At 51.9% G+C, this 22,594-nt stretch carries 20 protein-coding genes; 8 read left to right on the plus strand and 12 right to left on the minus strand.

All coding sequences use genetic code 11. The features are described 5' to 3' along the window. Positions 1–14: 14 nt before the first annotated feature. A complete protein-coding gene (locus KDX31_12430) occupies positions 15–227 on the minus strand; it encodes a cold shock domain-containing protein (GenBank protein ID UTW02166.1) in 213 nt (70 codons plus the stop codon). A gap of 197 nt (positions 228–424) precedes the next feature. Next, the gene (locus KDX31_12435; protein UTW02167.1) at positions 425–697 is read right to left on the minus strand and encodes a hypothetical protein; all 273 of its coding nucleotides are present in this window, start codon (positions 695–697) and stop codon (positions 425–427) included. Between the two features lie 253 nt (positions 698–950). Between KDX31_12435 and KDX31_12440 the strand changes: the two genes are divergently transcribed. Next, entirely contained in the window at positions 951–1,817 is an 867-nt protein-coding gene (locus KDX31_12440; protein ID UTW02168.1) for a LysR family transcriptional regulator, read from the plus strand. A 63-nt stretch (positions 1,818–1,880) separates the two neighbouring features. On the opposite strand, the gene KDX31_12445 is transcribed toward KDX31_12440, so the two are convergent. From KDX31_12445 to KDX31_12480, 8 genes are all read right to left on the minus strand, one after another. Then, positions 1,881–2,117 carry a hypothetical protein gene (locus KDX31_12445; protein UTW02169.1) on the minus strand — a complete coding sequence of 79 codons (237 nt, stop codon included), beginning with the start codon at positions 2,115–2,117 and terminating at the stop codon, positions 1,881–1,883. A 757-nt stretch (positions 2,118–2,874) separates the two neighbouring features. Then, entirely contained in the window at positions 2,875–4,140 is a 1,266-nt protein-coding gene (locus KDX31_12450; GenBank protein UTW02170.1) for a DEAD/DEAH box helicase, read from the minus strand. A 107-nt stretch (positions 4,141–4,247) separates the two neighbouring features. Continuing rightward, a complete protein-coding gene (locus KDX31_12455; protein ID UTW02171.1) occupies positions 4,248–4,823 on the minus strand; it encodes a hypoxanthine phosphoribosyltransferase in 576 nt (191 codons plus the stop codon). A gap of 47 nt (positions 4,824–4,870) precedes the next feature. After that, positions 4,871–5,440, minus strand: coding sequence for a hypoxanthine phosphoribosyltransferase (locus KDX31_12460; protein ID UTW05385.1), 570 nt, complete (start codon positions 5,438–5,440; stop codon positions 4,871–4,873). A gap of 100 nt (positions 5,441–5,540) precedes the next feature. Next, positions 5,541–6,506, minus strand: a complete 966-nt coding sequence (locus KDX31_12465) for an urea transporter (GenBank protein UTW02172.1) — start codon at positions 6,504–6,506, stop codon at positions 5,541–5,543. 196 nt (positions 6,507–6,702) lie between these two features. Continuing rightward, positions 6,703–7,428, minus strand: coding sequence for a DUF5020 family protein (locus tag KDX31_12470; protein UTW02173.1), 726 nt, complete (start codon positions 7,426–7,428; stop codon positions 6,703–6,705). A gap of 157 nt (positions 7,429–7,585) precedes the next feature. Continuing rightward, on the minus strand, positions 7,586–8,938 hold the full coding sequence (locus tag KDX31_12475) for an 8-oxoguanine deaminase (GenBank protein ID UTW02174.1): 1,353 nt from the start codon (positions 8,936–8,938) through the stop codon (positions 7,586–7,588). Between the two features lie 49 nt (positions 8,939–8,987). Further along, the gene (locus tag KDX31_12480; GenBank protein ID UTW02175.1) at positions 8,988–10,415 is read right to left on the minus strand and encodes a purine permease; all 1,428 of its coding nucleotides are present in this window, start codon (positions 10,413–10,415) and stop codon (positions 8,988–8,990) included. A 603-nt stretch (positions 10,416–11,018) separates the two neighbouring features. Between KDX31_12480 and xdhA the strand changes: the two genes are divergently transcribed. Genes xdhA through guaD form a run of 4 tightly spaced genes read left to right on the plus strand, consistent with a single transcriptional unit; the run spans position 11,019 to position 17,088 of the window. Continuing rightward, positions 11,019–12,458: a xanthine dehydrogenase small subunit gene (xdhA, locus tag KDX31_12485; protein UTW02176.1), complete on the plus strand. Its 1,440-nt coding sequence runs from the start codon at positions 11,019–11,021 to the stop codon at positions 12,456–12,458. Further along, positions 12,451–14,844, plus strand: a complete 2,394-nt coding sequence (gene xdhB, locus KDX31_12490; protein ID UTW02177.1) for a xanthine dehydrogenase molybdopterin binding subunit — start codon at positions 12,451–12,453, stop codon at positions 14,842–14,844. The genes xdhA and xdhB overlap by 8 nt, the downstream gene beginning before the upstream one ends. Before the next feature lie 24 nt (positions 14,845–14,868). Next, the gene (gene xdhC / locus KDX31_12495) at positions 14,869–15,735 is read left to right on the plus strand and encodes a xanthine dehydrogenase accessory protein XdhC (protein ID UTW02178.1); all 867 of its coding nucleotides are present in this window, start codon (positions 14,869–14,871) and stop codon (positions 15,733–15,735) included. A gap of 42 nt (positions 15,736–15,777) precedes the next feature. Further along, complete coding sequence (gene guaD, locus KDX31_12500; protein UTW02179.1) at positions 15,778–17,088, plus strand: guanine deaminase; 1,311 nt, start codon at positions 15,778–15,780, stop codon at positions 17,086–17,088. A gap of 205 nt (positions 17,089–17,293) precedes the next feature. On the opposite strand, the gene KDX31_12505 is transcribed toward guaD, so the two are convergent. Then, complete coding sequence (locus KDX31_12505; protein UTW02180.1) at positions 17,294–18,022, minus strand: GntR family transcriptional regulator; 729 nt, start codon at positions 18,020–18,022, stop codon at positions 17,294–17,296. A gap of 463 nt (positions 18,023–18,485) precedes the next feature. Here KDX31_12505 and KDX31_12510 point away from each other — a divergent pair, with 463 nt between their 5' ends. The 3 genes from KDX31_12510 to KDX31_12520 all read left to right on the plus strand — a co-directional run bounded on the left by KDX31_12510 (position 18,486) and on the right by KDX31_12520 (position 21,358). After that, complete coding sequence (locus tag KDX31_12510; GenBank protein UTW05386.1) at positions 18,486–19,904, plus strand: NCS2 family permease; 1,419 nt, start codon at positions 18,486–18,488, stop codon at positions 19,902–19,904. An 89-nt stretch (positions 19,905–19,993) separates the two neighbouring features. Next, positions 19,994–20,608, plus strand: coding sequence for a LysE family translocator (locus KDX31_12515; protein UTW02181.1), 615 nt, complete (start codon positions 19,994–19,996; stop codon positions 20,606–20,608). A 405-nt stretch (positions 20,609–21,013) separates the two neighbouring features. Beyond that, entirely contained in the window at positions 21,014–21,358 is a 345-nt protein-coding gene (locus KDX31_12520) for a cupin domain-containing protein (protein UTW02182.1), read from the plus strand. 419 nt (positions 21,359–21,777) lie between these two features. On the opposite strand, the gene KDX31_12525 is transcribed toward KDX31_12520, so the two are convergent. Continuing rightward, a complete protein-coding gene (locus KDX31_12525; protein UTW02183.1) occupies positions 21,778–22,500 on the minus strand; it encodes a spermidine synthase in 723 nt (240 codons plus the stop codon). Positions 22,501–22,594 lie beyond the last annotated feature (94 nt).

Consider the following 22,594-nt stretch of genomic DNA (forward strand, 5'->3'; position numbering starts at 1 on the left):
GTGTCAGATACCATTCAGTCTGCTGCAAGCGGTGTTATATTGACAGCATGTATGCCCACATCTTTGGGCGCAGCCTCAAAACGGACAGACTGTCCGGTCTTCAGACTTTTATAACCTTCGGTAATAATGGCCGAATAGTGGACAAACAGATCCTCGTCGAAGTCAGGAGAGACAATAAAGCCAAACCCCTTCGCATTGTTAAACCACTTAACTGTTCCCGTATGCATTGAGCGCTCCTTTATTTTAATCAGTAACTGCTAGTCGTCAGAGTATTCAACGTCTATATCGATCCACGCTACTCTCAGGCTATTTTGAGAAATCAGAGCAAACGGGTATATAAGAAAAAATCCTATTATCGATAAACAATCGATAGAAACAGGGATTCAGATCAAAAAAAAGCAGGCTAAGCCTGCTTTATTTCGGATTATGCCCGGTCCTGCCGGTCCATATCACCGTAGATATCTCGTTTCAGCCGTTGTCTTTCAAGGCGATCTTCGATATCTCTGCGACGACTATGGGATTTACGACCCAGCTCTTCAGGCAGTTCATCATCTGCCTCATCCCAAACATCGTCAGCGTTATAATCTATTGCTCGGATCGGGCGTGCACGTCGTTTGCTGCCTTTATAACTATCATACTCGTCATCCCAGTCTTCCTGGTCATCTGAATAGTTACTGATACGATTCCTGTTACTCATAATACTTCTCTTTAATACCTCAAGGGCTTTTATAATGCTGCGCACAGTCAGTACGACTTATCTGATCAGGTACCTGAAACCGGTAAAGATTTTCAGATCGCCTGATCATAAAAATAACTGATCGGTTTTTAACATACTGTTTAAAGTACAATTGGATTATTATCAGAGATTCAAACCCTGTAAAATGATGCTTTTTTATTATTTCGATCAAAAATACTAATCAAACTTATCTGCTGAGTTCTCGTTTGACACTATGGAAATAGGACTACTACGCACATTCCTGGAAGTGAGTCGCACCCGCCATTTTGGTAAGGCCGCTCAGAACCTCTACCTGACCCAGTCAGCGGTGAGTTTTCGGGTCAAACATCTGGAAGACCTGATCGGCGTTCCTCTGTTCACCCGGCAGCGCAACAACATTCTGCTAACATCAGCAGGAGAGCGACTGATACCCCATGCGGAAAGCATCATTAAAAACTGGCAACTGGCACTACAGGATGTCGCCATCTCTGAGGAACAGGATCTGCAACTGGTACTGGGAGGGATCTCAAACCTGTGGGGGACCTTTCTGCAATCCACACTGCCAAAACTGACCGACAGTTTTCCCAGTATGGTTATTCGCACCGAGATCAGTAACCATCTGGAACTGACCCGGTCACTGCTGTCAGGCACGCTGGATCTGGCCATCGTACTCGACCCACCCAACCTTAACGAACTCGGACACCGGCAGATTGGCCAGATAGAACTGGCACTGGTCAGCAGTTATGCCGACCTCAAGTCCGACCAGGTACAAAGCAATGATTTTGTCTATGTTGACTGGGGAATGGCGTTCAATCTGAGAAGCAATAAGCTGTTTAAAAAGCCGCTGACCCCCATTCTGCATACCGAGCAGAGCCAGATCGCGCTGGAGTTTGTCCTCAGCCATGGCGGCTCAGCGTTTCTGCCGCTGGTGTTAGTCGGACCATATCTGGAATCAGGTCAGCTCCACCGGGTGAACAACATCAAGCCGGTAAAGCGTTCAGTCTTTGCGGTATATGTAAAAGACTCGGAACGTCATCCGCAGCTGAAACCGATTATCGACAAGTTGTGCGAATATGAGCTCAGACCGGAAATGCGGCTCTGATGGTTGAAAGGGTTAAGCCAGACACTCCGGACCTGATCCTCAGACCCGGAATCAAACAGCTGATCAGTTATCCAGCAGAATAGAAAGCGCTTCTTTAATCTCAGGCTGCATCACCTGAGTATTGTCCTGCAGTTCAGTCACCGTCACGGCAAACTGCGTGCGGATCACATCGTTCTGATCGACCAGCCAGGCAAGTGCCGCCTGACTACATTGTTGGGGTGTCCATGTTTGCTTCAGTGGAACACCTGACCCCTTGAGAAAAGCAAAAAAATCATCCTGATCCTTCAATACAGAAATCATATACACCTGCTCCTGCAAAAACTCCGGTTGCCTTATTATTATAGAGCCCCTCAGCAGTATCCATGTGAGAGACAAAAGCCAGCACCTGGCCAGCCAATAGTTAGACCTTAGTTGTATACCATCATTATCCATTGTTCAACCGTTTTATCGGAACAGCCTGACAATCAATATAGTTTTCCCCGCACATCATTTAACCGCAACTGATGCAGCCTTCAGTCAAAGAAACACTTATCGTATAAACAGGAGAGTAGTATCCGGCTTCGGACTGATCGGGAGCATTCCCCGTTTGGCAGCTGCCCGGTCATTGCAGATCAACGGGTATTCTATGATCAGGACGACATTCTTAGCCTGACGACTCTATTGGCCGTATTGGCATAGGCGTCGGTCAGATTGACCCAACCAATCTCAACGCCCGCAGTATCGGGGAGATACCAGGCCCCGGGATGGGAAAAGGATGACTGGACGCAGGTCAGCTACAGCTCCTGCACTTCTAACACCCGTTCAGATACAGGCTCGGACGCAGCTGGCTTCGATCATACGCGCCAACTGCATGCTAATCATGCGGCCGTCACTGACGATCCGCCCTGATGTCAGCTTGAGATAGCCCCCGGCGATTGCCAGGGGCTCCCCCAAAGATATCTGAACCGCTTATCTGCACAGTAGATCAGCGAGGTGTCAGGCTTCTGCCAGGAACGATACCGACTAGCATCAGCCTCAGGCGCGATATAGTTCAATTACCGCTAACACGTTAAAACACTTATTTTTTACGTTTCTTCGCAGCTGGCTTTGCGGTTCCGGTCTTGCTGCGAATGATCTTAGTCTGTCCCGCTTTATTGGTGCGCGGACGGTGAATCTTTTTACCCAGCTGTTTTCGCAGGCTATCCCGGTTGCCGACCTCGTAGCCCGGCATATAGATCCGCTGGATACGGGTACCAATAAGACGCTCAATATCGTCCAGTGCCCGCTCCTCTTCCCGACTGACAAAAGAGATCGCTTTACCTTTGGCACCGGCACGCCCTGTGCGACCGATACGGTGCACATAATCTTCCGCCAGATAAGGCAGATTGTAGTTCACCACCAGCTCCAGCCCCTGAATATCCAGACCACGGGCGGCCACTTCAGTCGCCACCAGCACCTGAATCTTAGCGGCTTTAAAATCAGCAATCGCACGACGGCGTGATCCCTGAGATTTATCCCCATGACAGATCGCCGCAGAGATACCATCGATCTTCAGATCGACCATCAGAGAATCGGCCTGGGCTTTGGTGCTGGTAAATACCAGCACCTGAAACCACTGATGCTTGTTGATCAGTTCTGCAAACAGGTCAGCTTTACGCTTCTCCTCCACCGGATAGACCACATGCTCAACCGTATCGGCGGTGGCATTCAGCTTAGCCACCCGAACCGTTTCATAGGGTGTCATCAACTGCTTCGCCACTTCGTTAACCGTCGGCGAAATCGTCGCTGAAAACATCAGGGTCTGACGCTTTTTAGCCGCCTGTTGCAGCAGTGTACTGACATCGGCGATAAAGCCCATATCCAGCATCCGGTCCGCTTCGTCCAGCACCACAAACTCCGCTTTTGCCAGGCTGACATTGCACTGCACCACATGTTCCAGCAACCGACCCGGCGTAGAGATCACAATATCAACACCGGCTTTCAGCTTTTTCTGCTGACTGTCCATGTTTACTCCACCGTAAAGTGCAGTGATCTTCAGCGGCAGGAACTGAGCATAACGCTTAATGGTATCCGCAAGTTGTTCTGCCAGCTCCCGGGTTGGCGTCAGAATCAGCGCCCGGGGACAACCCGGCTCGGTCGGTTGCGGCCGGTCATGCATCTGCTGCAAGATGGGTAGCGCAAATGCAGCAGTTTTACCGGTGCCGGTCTGCGCATTGGCTAACACATTTTTACCGCGACGGGCCGGAATGATCGCCTGCTCCTGAACCGGAGTCATCTGGCTATAACCACAGGCGTCCAGGGCCTGCTGAATCTCAGGTGCCAGATCTAATGCTGAAAACTTCATGATAAATCCTCTGTGTGCCTAGCTAAGCCAAATTAACGGGCGCATATGATAAAGGAATTTGGACACGATAGTGAAACTCATTACAGATCTTAACGATTATGCTGCCATCAGCCTTCAACCGTTTTCATTATCGCCTCTAAACCCGGTTTATTAGCGTAGATCTCTGCTTCACTCAGCCCCACCATCTCATAGGGCAATACCAGCCACTTATCCGTGGTATGGGTATAAAAATCAGGGCTACGGCGGGTCTGGTTAAGTGCCGGCTTGAACCAGGGCACCGCGACCTTAACATCCGCCGGCATATTGCGCTTAGCCCGCTGCGACAGCTGAGTCAGGACCGCATCAATACTTTTACCCGAGCCATAGACATCATCCACAATCAGCAGCTTGTCATCGCGATTCAGGTTTTCCAGCAGATAGCGCAGCCCATGGGCCTTGATAGTCCCCTCACCTTCAATCATCGACTGATAACCGGGCAAGCCGCGATAGGAGGTCCGGATAGAGATATGATCGGTTTTAACGCCGAGATACTGCAGACACTCCTGCACATAGATACCGACGGTGCTGCCGCCTCGCCAGATTCCGACGATAAAATCGGGGCGGTAACCGCTTTCAAAGATCTGTGCGCCTAAACGGAACGAATCACAGATCAGTTCCTGCTCATTAATATAATGTTTTTCCACAATACTCACCTCGCCTGCCAGGCATTGTCACTCAGTCTTGCCGCTTATCACGCGTCAGGAATCAGATGGCCGATAATGTTATACAGCTCTGGACGGTGGGCTTTTATCTCCCCGACGGTCAGCCCTTCAAGCGAATGGGGGTACTTCAGCCAGGCTTCCGTTTGATAAAGATAGTATTCTGGATCGACCCCGGTTTTATTGCGTGTCGGCTTAAAATAGGGCACAGCGATGCGGATATCTTCCGGGGTGTTTAAGCGGCACTTCAGTTTCAGCTCCTCAATCACCGCCTGAATGGTGAGGCCCGTATCATAGACATCATCCACAATCAGCAGACTGTCGGTCGCCTGAATATTTTTGATCAGATAATCCATTCCATGGATCTTTACCGATTTAGACCGGCCATCAATACCGTCGCTGTATGATGAGGTGCGGATGGCGATATGATCGCTCTGGATGCCGTAATACGCCAGAAACTCCTGCACCGCGACACCGATAGGGGTGCCCCCGCGCCAGATAGCGATAATATAGGTAGGCCTGAAGCCATCATTAATAATTTTTGCCCCTAAGCGGAATGAATCTTCCAGCAATGTCTGGGCATCAAGATATGTTTTTTCCATCATTTCATGCTCTGTCGATAACGAGTCCATAATAACAACCGATGCACAGCCTCTGCATCAGAATTTCATCATTTCAGAGCGGTTTTGCAGCAAAGCTGAGTTATAACAACGCTTTGTCGGACAAGATACCTTTCAGCAACCTCTGTGTTATCGGGTTTGCAGATAACAGGGTAATCAGCCAGATACTCATAACAAAGGGAGCCGTCAGGGGGATAACACCGGACAACTGCAGCAGACGGGTCAGCAACACGGTAAGAAACACGCCAGCGATAAATTTCACCAGACTGTGATCGCCCCGACTACTGAGCGCCAATACCACCAGCACTGCATTATAACTGTAGATTCCCGATTCAACCCGGGCTTCAGGCAGCCCGGACATCATCGCAATCAGCATGCTCAGCAGCACCGCTACACCGCTGCATAAAACGGCCCTCCTTGAGGCGATAAACAGGCCGGCCAGCAGCAACCCACCACTGACACTGCTGTTGAGAAACATCACCTGCCCGATGCCCGCCAAAGAAGACGATAACAGTCCGCTAACGACATCGCCCATTTCAGCCGAAGCCAGAGGCACAGCCGTCGTCGCCGCGGAATAAACATTGGGTTGTGGACTGAACAACAGCCAGCAGCCCCAGATGGATAAGATAAAAGGTGTTGTATAGAGGGTGTTGTGAAACCTGTTCCAACAAAGCCATAGGATGATGGATGTTAACACTGCGGCTATCACCAGCAGTATCAATACCAGCCAGGACCACGGCCATAAGCTGCTCACAGCCAGTCCCGCGAGTGCTCCATTAAAACCATACACGCCCGATTCAAGCGCTTGCTGATGACCCTCCGGCTTAAAATGCCGCTGATTACCGATGTGACACAGCATCAGCCCGCAAGTCTGACTGACACAGCATCCTAAAATAGTTGCAGCGGCCATCAACGGGGAATAAATCACGATTGCTAGTATAAAAACGGCGCCGGTCAACGGGTTACTCTGCAGCATAATCTGGCTGAAGCTGGTAAAACCCCCACGCAGGAACAGACCAGACCACAACAAAAAGTCATTGCATGCCATAGACTCTCTCTTAAAAATAGACTCACGCTTAAAAAATAAAACGTGCAGGGAGTTCAAAAAAACCGAAACAGAGATGAGGTGGCGCCAAACCATCGGCAATGAACAGCCTGATACCGAAGGGGGAGGTATCAGCAGCTCATTCACCAGAATGATGGCTAAGCGCCGGTAGTAAGCCTGCTGTTTGTAGCTCCAGCGGTCAGAAATGCCACTTCAGCAGGAGTGCGGGGTTACGCTCGTCAACCCCATCGATACCAAACTTGTTGTTCCAGTAGGCGTACTCCACACCGACATAAACCGGTGCCTTGGTGCCGATCAGTTTGCCAGCGTTCCATTTCAGCTGAGAGGTGAAATTCATCTCCGACGCTTTATCCGACTCAGATGTGGTCCAGTCGATAAAACCATCGTAAAGAAATTCAGCCTCACTCAGCGCAAACGGTAGCCCCCAGGTGAGTGTCAGCTGAGTATCATCGGATGATTTATCGTTGTTAACGCGGTACAGGTTGGCATTAAAGTACTTAAAACCCGGCACATCGAGGCTCACCCCGATACCGGCAAGAAAGTTATCAAACCCTTCCCCGCTCTCCCAAGTACCCGCCAGCAGCAGATCGTTGACCGGACCAAAAGACAGGTCACTATCGGTCAGACTGGACAGGCTCAGCCGCGGCGAAAGTTCCATATAGTTTTCACTGTCACCGTTATCCGATTCCAGCCGATCCAGGAAGAAGAAGTTATCCCCCCAACTGTGACCGCTGGCATGCTCGACTGTCACCACCTGACGGTCAGGATCGCCCACCTCATAGTCGCTACCATTGAGATAACTGAGGCTGAAAGAGCTCCACAGCATCTCCGCAGAAGCCGAAGCGGAGAGAGTTGAGAGCATCGCTCCGGCTACGACACAGACAGACGTTGGTACTTTTTTCATCTTAGGTTTCCTTATTGTTATATTTTTCTGTTTTTAAAACGTGCTTTTTTAGACGTGCTTAGCCCTGCCGGCCATTCGGGCCAGCATTGCAGTGTTTTTATTACAGGGTTATGTCCGCAGCAGAGTGGCGCCGCGGACAGATTCAGAGGGAAGTGAGTTAGCCGGAAGCCAGTTTTCGCGCCAGCGCTTTCTGCCGCTGTATCAGTTGAGCGATATCGTAATCAACAATTGCGCCATCAATAACACGCCATCTGCCGGCGACCATCACCCTGTCAGCCTGATGAGCACCGCAGAGCACCAGCGCTGCCAACGGGTCGCCAGCACCGGCAAAACGTAACTCATCCAGTTTGAACAGGGCGATATCAGCCTGCTGCCCTACTTTGAGTGATCCAAGATCATCCCGGCCAAGACAGCGGGCTGAGCCCTCAGTTGCCCAGGAAAGCACCTTCTGGTGGGTAATCCCGGCGGCATCATATTTGAGCCGTCCCAACAGGAATGCCTGCCGCACCTCCTGAATCATATTGGAACCATCGTTAGAGGCCGAGCCATCCACCCCCAGACCGACCGGACTACCGGCGCGTTCCAGCTCCAGTGTCGGACACAGCCCCGACGCCAGCAGCATATTTGAAGATGGACAGTGGCAGATACCAGTGCCCGCCTCACCCAAACGACGCACCTCATCATCATTAAAATGGATACCGTGAGCCAGCCAGACCCGGTCGTTCAGCCAGCCGACTTTTTCCAGATAATCCAGCGGCCGCAGACCAAACATTTTGATGCAGAAAGCGGTTTCATCATGGGTTTCCGCCAGATGGGTGTGCAACCGCACATCATGCTTGCGAGCCAGTTCAGCACTGGCGCGCATCAGACTTTCGCTGACCGAAAACGGTGAACAGGGTGCCAGGGCAACCCGGCTCATAGCACCCGCTTCCGGCTGATGATATTGACTGATGAGGCGTTCACTATCAGCCAGAATCGTCTCTTCATCCTGCACCGTTGACTGAGGTGGTAAACCGCCATCATCCTCCCCCAGACTCATCGAGCCCCGGGTCAGGTGCACCCTGACACCGAGTTTTTCAGCCTGCGCCATCTGAATATCGATGGCATTCTCCAGCCCCCGGGGAAACAGATAGTGATGATCACTGGCGGTGGTGCAACCGGACAGCAGCAGCTCGGCAAGCGCCACCTGAGTCGACACCTCGATCATCTCCTCACCCAGCCGGGCCCATACCGGGTAGAGACTTTTCAGCCAGCTGAACAGGGATTTATTCAACGCCTGAGGAAAAGCCCGGGTCAGCGTCTGATAAAAGTGGTGATGACCGTTGATCAGCCCCGGCAACAGCACATGTTCACGGGCATCAAAAACCTCATCAACCGGCTTAGCGGGTGCTGCACCACTGGCAAGCACTTCAACAATTGTCTGGCCCTCTATCACCACGCCACCAGCACAATCGCTTTCCAGTGTTGCCAGAGGGGCTTTAATCCAGACACGTCGGGAACTGTTCAACATCTTCACTCCGTTTGCACAATCATTTACTGCTTAATCATAAGACCAATAGTTAGCCGTTAACATTTGGGCAGACACTTTTTTCCTGCAGAGACTCATCCGCCGCTATTGCTACATCTTCGTCCTGCTCGCTCGCCACTTCATCCATATTCATTGGCAGAATGAAGTTCAGAATAATTGCTGAAAGTGCGCCAATAGTCAGTGGCGAGCCGAAAATACTTTTTAGCGTTGCCGGCATTGAAGACAACACTTCAGGCACCGATGCCACGCCCAGCCCCAGACCTATTGAGATCGCGGTGATCAGCATATTACGGCGATTCAGGCCCGCCTGAGAGATAATTTTAACCCCTGCCATTGCCACGGTGCCAAACATAATCAGGGTCGCACCACCCAGCACAGGCTTAGGCATCTGCTGCAGTACTCCGCCAATCACCGGAAACAGCCCCAACAGCACCAGAATGCCGGCAATAAACAGCGCTACGTGACGACTGGCAACACCGGTCAGCTGAATCACACCGTTATTCTGACTGAAAGTGGTCATCGGCAAGCTGTTCAGGGATGAAGCGATCGCTGAGTTGCAGCCATCAGCCAGCACCCCGGCTTTGATACGCCGGACATACACGGGACCGGAGACCGGCTGATTTGAAACCATGCTGTTAGCGGTCAGGTCACCGGTGGTTTCCAGTGCAGTAATCAGATAGATAATAGCGATCGGCAGGAATGCCGCGAAATCAAAGCTGAAGCCATATTTAAACGGTACCGGAATAGCGATCAGTGACACCTCACTCAAGCCACTGAAATCCACTTTGCCCATCGACCAGGCAACCAGAAAGCCAATTGTCAGACCGATGATCACTGCACTCAGGCGCAACATCTGAATCTGAAAGCGGTTAAAGATTACGATGGTGATCAGCACAACACCCGCCAGTGCCAGGTTAACCGGCGCCCCCAGGTCCGGAGCGCCGAAACCACCGGCAATATCGGTCATAGACACTTTAATCAGAGAAAGGCCGATCAGGGTGATGATGGTGCCGGTGACCACCGGGGTAATAATCCGCTTAAGCTTATCGATAAAACGACTCAGGAAGATCTCCACAAAGGCGCCGAAAAAGCAGACACCAAAAATTGTCGCAAGGATCTCATCCGGACCGCCGCCCTTGCCTTTGACAATAAAACCCGCGGCCAGAATTGAACTGAGGAAGGCAAAGCTGGTGCCTTGTACACACAGCAGACCCGATCCTACAGGGCCGATACGGCGCGCCTGAATAAATGTCCCTATCCCGGATACAATCAACGCCATGCTGACCAGATAGGGGATCTCACTGCCAAGTCCCAGTACCCCACCGACAATCAGTGTCGGGGTGATAATGCCGATAAAACTTGCCAGGACATGCTGCAAAGCCGCAAAGGTTGATACGGCAACCCCCGGCTTATCGTCCAACCCGAAGATCAGATGAATCTTGGAACTCTGATTTGCCATTGTGACATACCTATTTATTGTTATTTGGTGACCTTGCCGTAAATTGATAGCAAGGCTCTCACAAGCAATCAGCCAGACTGATTGACTAACGAGTTATAAAAGTAATCGAGCCCGGCATAATTGTCCACAAAACATAGAATACTTTGTATCCACATTGTGAAAATAAGCACACGCCTTTAATACCTTTCTGATACTCCTTGCTGCTCAGTCACACAGCTCGAATATTACTGACCCTCACTGAGGCCTCTGTGGCCGTGGCCTGGCGGCACACTCCCCCTCAGAGCGACTCGAAATGAAACCTGTAAAACAGTGAGGCCAGACAATTATCAGAAGAAATTAGAAAATATTGTACACAATATATACCAAATAAAGGTATACAAATTAACATTTCAAACATTCACAGAAATTCATCCCAGCTATCTAAGCTGCTACAGAACAATTTCTCGCATTTAATCTGAGTGACAGGTAAATATAGTGGTGACAAGGGTCGGATTTGATCTCTGGGGAATTCAAATAAGTTGACTTAAAAGTCAGGTTTTATTTTAATGACTAAAATCCGAACTAAACTCCATACAGATAAACTTATAAAAAAGGAGGTCCACATTGATCAGGTTCTTACTCAATAAGGAACTGCGGGTCGAGCAGCAGCTAGACCCCAATATGACGGTACTCAACTACCTGCGTTCCGAATCTGGCAAGACAGGCACCAAAGAGGGCTGCGCCTCCGGCGACTGTGGCGCATGCACAGTGGTACTGGGGGAACTGGATGGCGACCGAATCCGCTATAAAAGTATCAACTCCTGCCTGACCTTTGTTTCCGCCCTGAACGGAAAGCAACTGATCACCGTGGAAGACCTCAAACAGGGATCAGAGCTTCACCCGGCGCAACAGGCTATGGTCGATTGTCATGGCAGCCAGTGTGGTTTCTGCACCCCCGGCATAGTGATGTCGATGTTTGCGCTGGGCAAGAACATCACCCACCCTGACAAAGAACAGATCAATGAAGCCCTTGCGGGCAATCTCTGCCGCTGCACTGGCTACCGCCCGATCATTGAAGCCGCCGAACAGATGTATACTGATGCGACGCCTGACAGCTTTGCACTGGAACAGGATGCCACGGTGGCTAAGTTGCGGGAGATCCAGCCGCGTCAGCAAGCAGAACTGTCTGATGGCACAAAGCGATCGTTCAACCCCACCAGCATGGCTGAACTAGCAATACTGTTGCAACAGTATCCGCAAGCCCGGCTGCTGGCTGGCGGCACCGACCTGGCCCTCGAAGTCACCCAGTTTCACCGGGAAATAGAGACACTGATCTATATCGGTGATATCCCCGAACTGAAACAGATCAGCGTCACAGAGCAGCAGATAGAGCTGGGTGCCAGCGCCTCGCTGAGCAGTTGTTACGATACCCTGAATAATGATTACCCCGACTTTGGCGCCCTGCTCCACCGCTTTGCATCGCTGCAGATCCGTAACCAGGGTACTCTGGGTGGCAATATCGGCAACGCTTCACCGATCGGTGACTCGCCCCCCGTACTGATCGCACTGGGCGCAAAACTGGTGCTGCGCAAGGGTGATCAGAGCCGCACCATCGATCTGCAGGACTACTTTATCGATTATAAGGTCACTGACCAGCAACCGGGCGAGTTTATCGAAAAAGTAATCGTGCCCCGGGCCAGAGGCAATGGAGAGTTCCGCAGCTATAAGATTTCCAAACGGATCGACGACGATATATCCGCCGTGCTGGGCTGCTTTAACCTGAAAATCAGTAACGGAAGGGTCGAATCTGCCCGTATCGCTTTTGGCGGCATGGCGGCGATTCCGAAACGCGCCAGCCTCTGCGAACAGGCGCTCACCGGAGCCCCCTGGACAATGGCCACCATTGAACAGGCCCAAGCGGCGCTGCAACAGGACTTCAATCCGATCTCAGATTTCCGCGCCTCGAAGGAGTATCGCATACTGGTCGCAAGCAACATGCTGACCCGCTATTTTGTTGAGATCGAATCCCCAGAAGTTGAAACACGGGTAACTGCATATGTCTGATCATAAGAAAAAAACCAGCTATGAAACGATGCTGGAACTGACTAAACAGGATTTGAAAACCGGCGTTGGCCGCAGTGTAAAACACGAAAGTGCGGCTAAACAGGTGAGTGGTGAAGCGGTCTACATCGACGACCGGCTTGAATTCCCCAATCAGCTGCATATCTATGCACGGATGTCAGAAAAAGCCCATGCCCGGATTACCCGTATTGATACCGCTCCCTGTTACGCGTTTCCCGGTGTTGCCATTGCGATAACGTCTGAAGATATCCCCGGCATTAAGGATATCGGCGCCCTGAAACCCGGCGATCCACTGCTGGTTGAAGACCGGGTGGAGTATTACGGTCAGCCGGTACTGGCGGTCGCCGCCAGTGACCATGAAACCGCCCGTAAAGCAGCGATGGCGGCCATCGTGGAGTATGAAGAGCTGGAACCCGTGCTGTCGGTGGAGCAGGCGCTGCAAAGCAACCATTTTGTCAGCGACCCGCACTCCCATAAACGGGGTGATTCCGCTGCAGCACTGGCCTCAGCAAAGCACCGTCTATCCGGCAGCGTCCATATCGGTGGTCAGGAACATTTCTATCTGGAAACCCAGATCGCCTCAGTGGTACCGACCGAAGATGGTGGCATGATCGTCTACTCATCGACCCAGAACCCCACCGAAGTACAGAAACTGGTGGCCGAAGTACTGGATATTCCGTTTAACAAGGTCCAGATCGATATGCGCCGCATGGGTGGCGGATTCGGCGGTAAGGAGACTCAGGCGGCAGGCCCCGCCTGTATCGCCGCCGTGGTGGCTAAACTGACCGGGCGCCCGGCTAAGATGCGTCTGCCGCGGATGGAAGATATGATGATGACCGGTAAACGCCATCCATTCTTCAATCAGTATGATGTCGGCTTTGACGATAACGGTATGATCACCGGCTGCGAAATGAAGCTGGCGGGCAACTGTGGTAACTCCCCCGACCTGTCGGACTCGATAGTTGACCGGGCGATGTTCCATAGCGATAACAGTTACTACCTCGGCGATGCCACCATCACCGGCTATCGCTGTAAAACCAATACCGCGTCTAACACCGCGTACCGGGGGTTCGGCGGACCTCAGGGTCTGATCATGCCGGAAATCATTCTCGATGAGATCGCCCGTTCGCTGGGGAAAGATCCGCTGGAGATTCGCAAACTGAATCTTTATGGCGATGAAGGTCGCGATACCACCCATTACTACCAGAAGGTGGAGGACAATGTCCTGCCAGAGATGCTCGCCGATCTTGAGCAAAGCAGTCAATATCACCAGCGCCGCCGGGAGATTAAGGCGTATAACGCCAGCAGTCCGTTCCTGAAAAAGGGGCTGGCACTGACCCCGGTGAAATTCGGTATCTCCTTCACCGCCACCTTCCTCAACCAGGCGGGTGCCCTGATCCATATCTACACCGATGGCAGCATCCACCTCAACCACGGCGGCACCGAGATGGGACAGGGCCTGAACACCAAGGTCGCTCAGATTGTAGCCGAAGAGTTTCAGGTCGATTTCGATAGCATCCAGATCACCGCCACCAATACCGAAAAAGTGCCCAACACTTCACCGACGGCGGCCTCATCCGGCGCCGACCTGAACGGTAAGGCGGCCCAGAATGCGGCCCGTACCATTAAGCAGCGGCTGGTTGAGTTTGCCATGCATCACTTTAAAGTCACTGAAGAGGATGTCGAATTTCGCAATAACCACGTAGTGATCCGCGATCAGCTGATGTCCTTCGCGGACTTTATTCAGCTGGTCTATTTCAATCAGATCTCACTCTCCAGCACCGGCTTTTATCGTACCCCGAAAATATTCTATGACCGGGAAAAAGCCAGCGGCCGCCCCTTCTACTACTTTGCCTATGGCGCTGCCTGCAGCGAAGTGGTAATCGATACCCTCACCGGTGAGTATAAGATACTGCGGGTTGATATCCTCCATGATGTCGGCGCATCACTGAACCCGGCGATCGATATTGGTCAGGTTGAAGGCGCATTCGTGCAGGGTGCAGGCTGGCTGACCACGGAAGAGCTGGTGTGGAATGATCAGGGACGCCTGATGACCTCGGGGCCCGCAGGTTACAAAATCCCGGCGGTAACCGATATGCCGATCGACTTCCGCGTCCGTCTGGTGGAAAACCGCAAAAATAAAGAGGACACGGTGTTCCACTCAAAAGCCGTGGGCGAGCCGCCGTTCATGCTGGGAATTTCAGTGTTCTGTGCCATAAAAGACGCCATCGCCAGTATCGGGGACTATCGTAAAAGCCCCGCAATTGATGCGCCGGCAACACCCGAGCGGGTGCTATGGGCGGTTCGGGAAATGCAGCAATTACAAGCGCAACAGACTGTATCACCGGTTGCTGAGATAACCCCCTGAAGCGATGATCGCAGGAGAGATGTCATGAACAGTGAATGGATCAAAGCGTTAAGCCGGATTGAAGCCGAGGCGACCCCGGCAGTCATCATTACCGTGGTGGAGGAGCGCGGTTCAACGCCGCGCAACTCCGGCGCCAAGATGATCGTCAGCCAGGAGCAACAGTTTGACACCATCGGGGGTGGGCATCTGGAGTATAAGGCGATCAAAATTGCCCGACAGTTGCTGACCGAACAACAGACCCAGCCAAGACTGGAACGCTTCTCTCTGGGAGCCAGCCTGGGGCAGTGTTGCGGCGGTGCCACAACCCTGCTGTTTGAACCGATGAACACTGACATCGTCAAAATCACCCTGTTCGGAGCCGGTCACGTCGGCCGGGCACTGATTCCGATACTCGCCAGTCTGCCCTGTAAGATTCGCTGGATCGATGCCCGTGAGGATGAGTTTCCCGAAACCATCCCTGAAGGGGTGGAAAAGGTGGTCAACGAGTTCCCCGTCGACGAGGTGGAAAAGCAACCCGAAGGCAGTTACTTTATCGTCATGACCCATAACCACCAGCTGGATCAGGAGCTGAGTGAGGCGATACTGAAACGTAACGATTTCAAATACTTCGGTCTGATCGGTTCGCGCACCAAGCGCAACAAGTTTATCCACCGGCTGCAAGCGAAAGGCTTTAGCGATGAACAGATCAAGCGGATGACCTGCCCCATGGGAATTGCGGCCGTCAGGGGAAAGCTGCCCGCCGAGATCGCCGTATCGGTCGCTGGCGAGGTGATCGCCCACTATAACGCCGGGTTTAACACTCAGCACAAGAGTTCATCGACACAACAATCGACCAAAAAATCGGCAAATAACTCCGCAGCGACATCGGTCGTTGATCGTCTGGCCATCTGATCCGGCTATCAACAGATAAATGAAGTACAACTGAGAACCCGTATGACACAAAACACTGTAACCGCTTACCGTGCAGCGATGCTGGACAGCCTGGGCGACCCCGCTGAGATAGGTTTAACCAACAGCATCCGCTATTTCGAAGATGGTTTAATGCTGGTTGAAAACGGTAAGATCAGCGCCCTGGGCGACGCAGCGCAACTGCTGGAACAGCTGCCTCATGGCTGTGAAATCAAACATTACCCGAATGCCCTCATTACACCGGGGTTTATCGATACCCATATCCATTACCCGCAAACCGGAATGATCGCCTCTTACGGCGAACAGTTACTCGACTGGCTGGAAAACTACACCTTTCCCGCCGAACAGAAGTTTGCCGATAGTCAGCATGCCGCAGAGGTCGCGGATATCTTCCTCACTGAACTGCTGCGTAACGGCACCACCACCGCTCTGGTATTCGGCACCGTTCATCCACAATCGGTGGATGCATTTTTTTCCCGCGCAGAACAACAGAATCTGCGCATGATCGCCGGTAAGGTAATGATGGATCGCAATGCGCCGCAAGCGCTCACCGATACCCCCCGCAGCAGCTATGAAGAGAGCAAAGCGCTGATCGAACGCTGGCACGGTAAAGGCCGGCTGCACTATGCGGTTACCCCCCGCTTTGCCCCCACCAGTTCTCCGGAACAGCTGGATATGGCCGGGCAGTTACTCAAAGAGTACGACGGTCTCTATATGCACACTCACCTGTCGGAAAACAAAAACGAGATCGAATGGGTCAAAGAGCTGTTCCCGCAGCAAAAGGGTTATCTCGATGTCTACGATCACCATCAGCTACTGGGGGAACGATCGGTATTCGCCCATGGTGTACACCTCGATGACGAAGAGTGTGCCCGGCTGAGTGAAACCGGTTCAGCAATCGCGTTCTGCCCCACCTCCAACCTGTTCCTCGGCAGTGGTCTGTTTAACCTGCCACAGGCAGAACAACACAAAATCAAAGTGGGACTGGGCACCGATGTCGGCGCCGGCACCAGCTTCTCGATACTGCAAACCCTCAATGAAGCGTATAAGGTCATGCAGTTGCAGGGGGTAAAACTACACCCGTATAAGTCCTTTTATCTGGCCACGCTGGGCGGCGCCCGGGCACTACACCTGGATCAACAGGTAGGCAACCTGGAGCCCGGCAGCGAAGCTGACTTTGTGGTACTGGATTACCAGGCCACACCGCTGCTGAACTACCGGATGGCACAGACCAAAACAATCGAGGAGCGCCTGTTTGTGATGATGACTCTGGGGGATGACCGGGCGGTTAAAGCAACCTTCTCCATGGGAGAGCAGGTCTATAGCCGACAATAAACGCAATAAGCACAAGGCCAGGCAGAAAACAAAAAAGGCTGATCTTTTACGGATCAGCCTTTTTTACATCTGAATTTTTAGCCGAACGGAGTTTAAATCCTGCTCTTAGTCATGGTAGACCCAGCTTTTAACTCTGTGCTCTCTGTGGTTAAGTCATCTTTCATTCTTTTTACCACAGAGGGCACAGAGATTTAGATATAAACCATTATCTCGAATTCCGAACATTAGAGAAGATAGCCCTCAGATCATCGGTGGCGATCTCGTCATCCAGGCTCAGCTTCTCCTCAATATGATCGAGGTGATGCATCATCAGACTCACCGCCCTGGCTTTGTCCTTCTGGGCAATCGCATCGATCAGCTCAAAATGCTCATCATAGGAACAGTGCGATTTAGCACCACTTTCATACTGCGCAATAATCAGAGAGCAAAGCGACACCAGACTGCGCTGAAAGCTCAGCAGTGGCGGATTACTGGCGATCTCTGCCAGCATCAGGTGAAACTCACCGGAGAGACGAATACCCGCACCCCGGTCACCCCGATCAAAACACGCCTGTTCGTCCCGCACCATCTGTCGCAGCTGCTCCAGCTGTTTCTTCTGGGCATGATCACACACCAGCTCTGTTACCGCTTTTTCCACCACCCGGCGGGCAAACACGATCTGGCGGGCCTCTTCAATCGTCGGACAGGCCACCACCGCGCCCCGGTTGGGGCGTAATACCACCACCTGTTCATGACCCAGACGCGACAGGGCCCGACGGATAATGGTGCGACTGACGCCAAAGATTTCACCCAATGATTCCTCGTTCAGCTTGGTGCCGGGCGAGAGGCGCTGCTCCAGGATCGCATCAAAAATATGTGCGTAGACAATATCGTCCTGGGTCTTTTTACCGTCCCGCTTGGTATCACTCTTTTTTAACTCAGATATCTGACTCATAAAGCCTCTTTAACTCCGGGTCACCGGCCAAAAGCAGATGAAAAAACAGCCATAACTTTTTGATTGAAAACGTTAATCGATAATACACAAAAGTGCATATTTTGTACACATAACCAGCGCCATGAAAAACCTCAACTGTGCCGCTACACTACCGTTTGCAGCGGGCTTAATCAGCTGTCTGAATCATCCATCGACCCGTTGTGACAGCACAAAAAAGAACCCGCTGTTTCACATACTAAAACCAGCAAACCCTGAAAACCTGACTTTTGAGTTGACTTTTTTGTATACAATTATAGTATGAATACAAACACAATATTGTTCAGGACGCATTATTTTTCCAGGGAATGAAACACAACAACCCGGTCGCCAGATAATTCACTGACGGCCTCAATAAAAATAAAATGGGCGACACCCCAGATCAGGAGTTAAAGTTGTGGAAAACATACAACTAGATCAAGCGACGATGGATTCACCATCGTCCTCGCAAAACCGCAGTTTTCTGGACCGGTTTTTCAAACTCGGCGAACATAAAACCAATTTCCGGACAGAGATACTCGCGGGTCTGACCACCTTCGTCACCATGTCCTACATTATGTTCCTGAATCCCATCATCATGTCGAAAACAGGAATGCCGTTTGACGGTCTGTTTCTGGCCACCTGTATCGGCGCCGCCATCGCCACCATCTTCATGGGACTGTATGCTAACTGGCCAATCGGCCTGGCACCGGGGATGGGCCTGAACGCCTTTTTTACCTTTACCGTGGTGATGGAGATGAACTACAGCTGGCAGATCGCCCTGGGCGCGGTGTTTCTCTCCGGGGTGCTGTTTGTACTGATGAGTGTCACCCGTTTAAGAGAGTGGATGCTTGAGAGTATTCCGCTAAGCCTGCGCCTGGCGATGACCGCCGGTGTCGGACTGTTCCTCGGCTTTATCGGTCTGCGCTTTACCGGCCTGATCGTGCCCAATCCTGATAATGTGGTGGCGCTGGCAGATCTGACTCACTTCGGTTTCGGTAAATTCGGCCCCGAAGCCCCAGCCCTGGGACTACTTAGCTTCCTGCTGATCTGTATTCTGAGTTATCGCCGTGTGTTTGGTTCGGTCATCATCGGTATCGCTATCACCACCGCTGTCGCCTTCCTGATGTCGGCCCTGCTGCCCCCTGAGTTTTTCACTGCCAGTGTCGACTGGGCACCGGCTTCAGGGTTTATGGCCTGGCCTGAAAACGGCCTGATCGCCGTACCCAATTTCGGCGACCTGGCACCGGTATTTATGCAGCTGGATATAATCGGCGCTTTCGATGTTGCCCTGATTCCGGTGATTATCACCTTCCTGTTCGTGAATATTTTCGATACTGCCGGCACCCTGATGGGGGTTGCCCAACGGGCCAACCTGCAGGATGAAAACGGCAAGATCGAAGGGCTGGATAAGTCCCTCAAAGCGGACTCTATCTCGTCGGTCATCGGTACCGCGTTTGGCTGCCCTCCGGTCACTTCCTATGTTGAATCCGCGGCGGGTGTTGCGGCCGGTGGCCGTACCGGTCTGACCGCTGTCGTGATCGGTATTATGTTCCTGCTGGGTTTGTTTCTGCTGCCACTGGCGCAGATGCTGCCCGGCTTTGCGGTCGATGGCGCACTGATCTATGTCGCCATGCTGATGATGGGTTCTCTGGCCAAAATCGACTGGGATGACCTCACTGAGTTTGCGCCCGCCCTGATGACCACCATCATGATGCCGCTGACCTTCTCCATCGCCAACGGCATCGCCATCGGTTTTATCACCTACACCTTTATGAAAGTAACGACCGGTAAGGCATCCACCATATCCACCGGCGTGTGGGCGCTGACCGCGATCTTCGTTGCAAAGTTTATCTTCCTGCCATAAAGTACGGCTAAAGATACATGGCTAATTTTTAACCAGCCCTCCCTTTCCGGGAGGGCTGTTTTATTTAATCAATAGCATTTGAGACACCGATGACTTTAGAAACCTGGTTACTATACTGCTCTGCCGCCCTGCTGGTGATCCTGATCCCGGGCCCGTTATCGCTGTTAATGATGAGCAACAGCCTGAATTTCGGTATCCGCCGCAGCTACCCGGCATTCTTAGGCGGTGTCAGTGCATCCCTGATTCTGCTGATCGCCTCGGCGACCGGGCTGGGTGCGCTGCTGCTGGCCTCAGAGCAGCTGTTTACCCTGCTTCGCTATATCGGCGCAGCCTATCTGATCTGGCTCGGTTATCGGGCCTGGCGGGATGCGGGACAGACCAGCAGCGACACTCAGACTGCGGCCAGCAGTGGCCGTGGAATCATGTTCCGCCGCGCCTTTACGCTGGGTATCAGCAACCCCAAAGACATACTCTTCTTTGTTGCCTTTCTGCCCCAGTTTATGACTCAGGAAAGCCCGCTGCTGATGCAGTTGCTGATTATGTCTGTCAGTTGGTGTGTGCTCGACCTGCTCAGCAAGCTGGGCTATGGCCTGGCCGCTAAAGTGCTGGCACCGGCGCTGAAAAAGCAGCGCAATATCCGCCGCTTCAACCGTTTCTGTGGCGGACTGTTTATCAGTGCAGGAAGCCTGGTGTTTATCCGCTAGCGGGTTTCACTAAAAAACATTTTTTACCACAGAGAACACAGAGAGCACTGAGGAACGAGTTAACTGAAAGAGCTTCAGTATATTTCTCTGTGCCCTTCACCGATCACTGCTGCTAAGCCAAAATCAACGCCGCTGTATTCAAAATAACGCTTTTATAGATCTTTGCTCTTCTCCGAGTACTCTGTGTCCTCTGTGGTTATAAAAAGCGGTTTCAGCACAGAGAACACAGAGAGCACCGAGGGTTTAAAGGATTATCGACCTTTGCTTTCTCTGTGAACTCAGTGTCCTCTGTGGTTATTGTTTCAACAAAGGCGTTTTAGAATAAACCACGTCGGAACCGGACAATCCCTGATCTCTCACTTGACTAGAATGGCAGATCATTTAATCAGAACGTTTGGAGCTGACATGTCCGATTTCATCACAGTAATGCGCGAAACCTGCCCCACGCCAGTCGTTGACGCGACCAAGTGGACACGCATCGGCGGTGACCCGCACACCGTGAACCTCAATGCCTACCTGTCTGAAGATGGCAGCAAAATCATGGGCACCTGGATCTGCACACCAGGGAAATTCGAGGTCAATTACGATAAATGGGAATTCTGTCACTTCCTGGAAGGCTACTGCATCATTACGCCTGAAGGCGAAGAGCCCGTACACCTGAAAGGCGGCGATGTATTCGTGATCGAGCCGGGTATGAAAGGCACCTGGGAAGTCGTAGAAACCGTTCGCAAGTATTTCGTTTTTGCTTAAGCACTTCACCTAAGCACTATGACTAAGCACCTCGACTAAGCAAAATTAGTCCGTTGGGCTTCGCCAGACGAAGCCCGACACTTACCACACAACCGTTAATCCCTTCCTGAAAGTACACATCAACCGGTTTCACCGGATTACACCTGCAGCTGCCTGCAACTCCCGGTCAGACTTTAGCCTTTTCTCTGTAAGCTCCGAACCGTCTGTGGTTATCTTTTATATGTGAAAAGCGGTTTTACCACAGAGCACACAGAGAGCACCGAGGGTTTTAGGGTTAAGCTCTTTTACTGTTAGCATCACCGATCTCTGCGACTGAAGCGAAATCTGATCATCCGTATTGAGCACTCTCTCTTACATGCCTTTGCTTTGCTCTTCTCTGTGAACTCTGTGCCCTCTGTGGTGAGCCTTGTCTTCAGTGTCTATGCCTTCACACACACATACACCGAATTGGTCGATTCACCGCCCTGAAAAGGGTTATAAAAAGAAACCACATGGGAGTCGACTCGCGCAAACACTGTGCTCAGCAACGCTTCAAAACTGGCTTCCGGCAGGTTTTGTGACCACATGGCAAACACGCCACCGGGTTTTAATTGCTGCGCCATCAGCGTCAGGTTGTCGGTGGTATAAAAACTGGCATTGGCTGAATTAAGATACTCTGTTGGGGAGTGATCGATATCCAGCAGAATGGCATCAAATTGCTTAGCTTCGCTGTCCGGATCAAAGCTGCTGGCGGGATCAGTAGCCAGATCGAAGAAACTGCCCAACACATAGCGATTGCGAGAATCCGCATTGAGTATCTTACCCAGGGGCACCAACTCATCCCGGTGCCAGCCGATCACCGTCGCTATCGCATCCACCACCAGCAGCTCATCAATCCGCTCATCTTTTAACGCTGCCACGGCGGTGTAACCCAGCCCCAGCCCACCCACCACAACACTGAGGTTCTCGCCCTCTACGGCTGCTAACCCCAGAGTAGACAACGCCTCTTCTGCTTCGACAAACATACTCGACATCAGAAACTCATCGCCGAGTTTCACTTCGTAGATATCCCGGTCACCGAACGCGGGCATACGCCGTTTGCGCAGGGAGATCTGCCCTAAAGGGGAGTTCTGGCTATCGATCTCTTCAAATAATGGGGGCATTGCGGGTCTGTCCTAAGGTGATATGAGGGGAGACATGATACTTGCTTAGCGATTTTTTGGAAAACAATGGCCGCTGTCTCAGAGTTCGCTGTCG

It is taken from the genome of Amphritea atlantica (assembly GCA_024397875.1).
Taxonomy (GTDB): Bacteria; Pseudomonadota; Gammaproteobacteria; order Pseudomonadales; family Balneatricaceae; genus Amphritea; species Amphritea atlantica_B.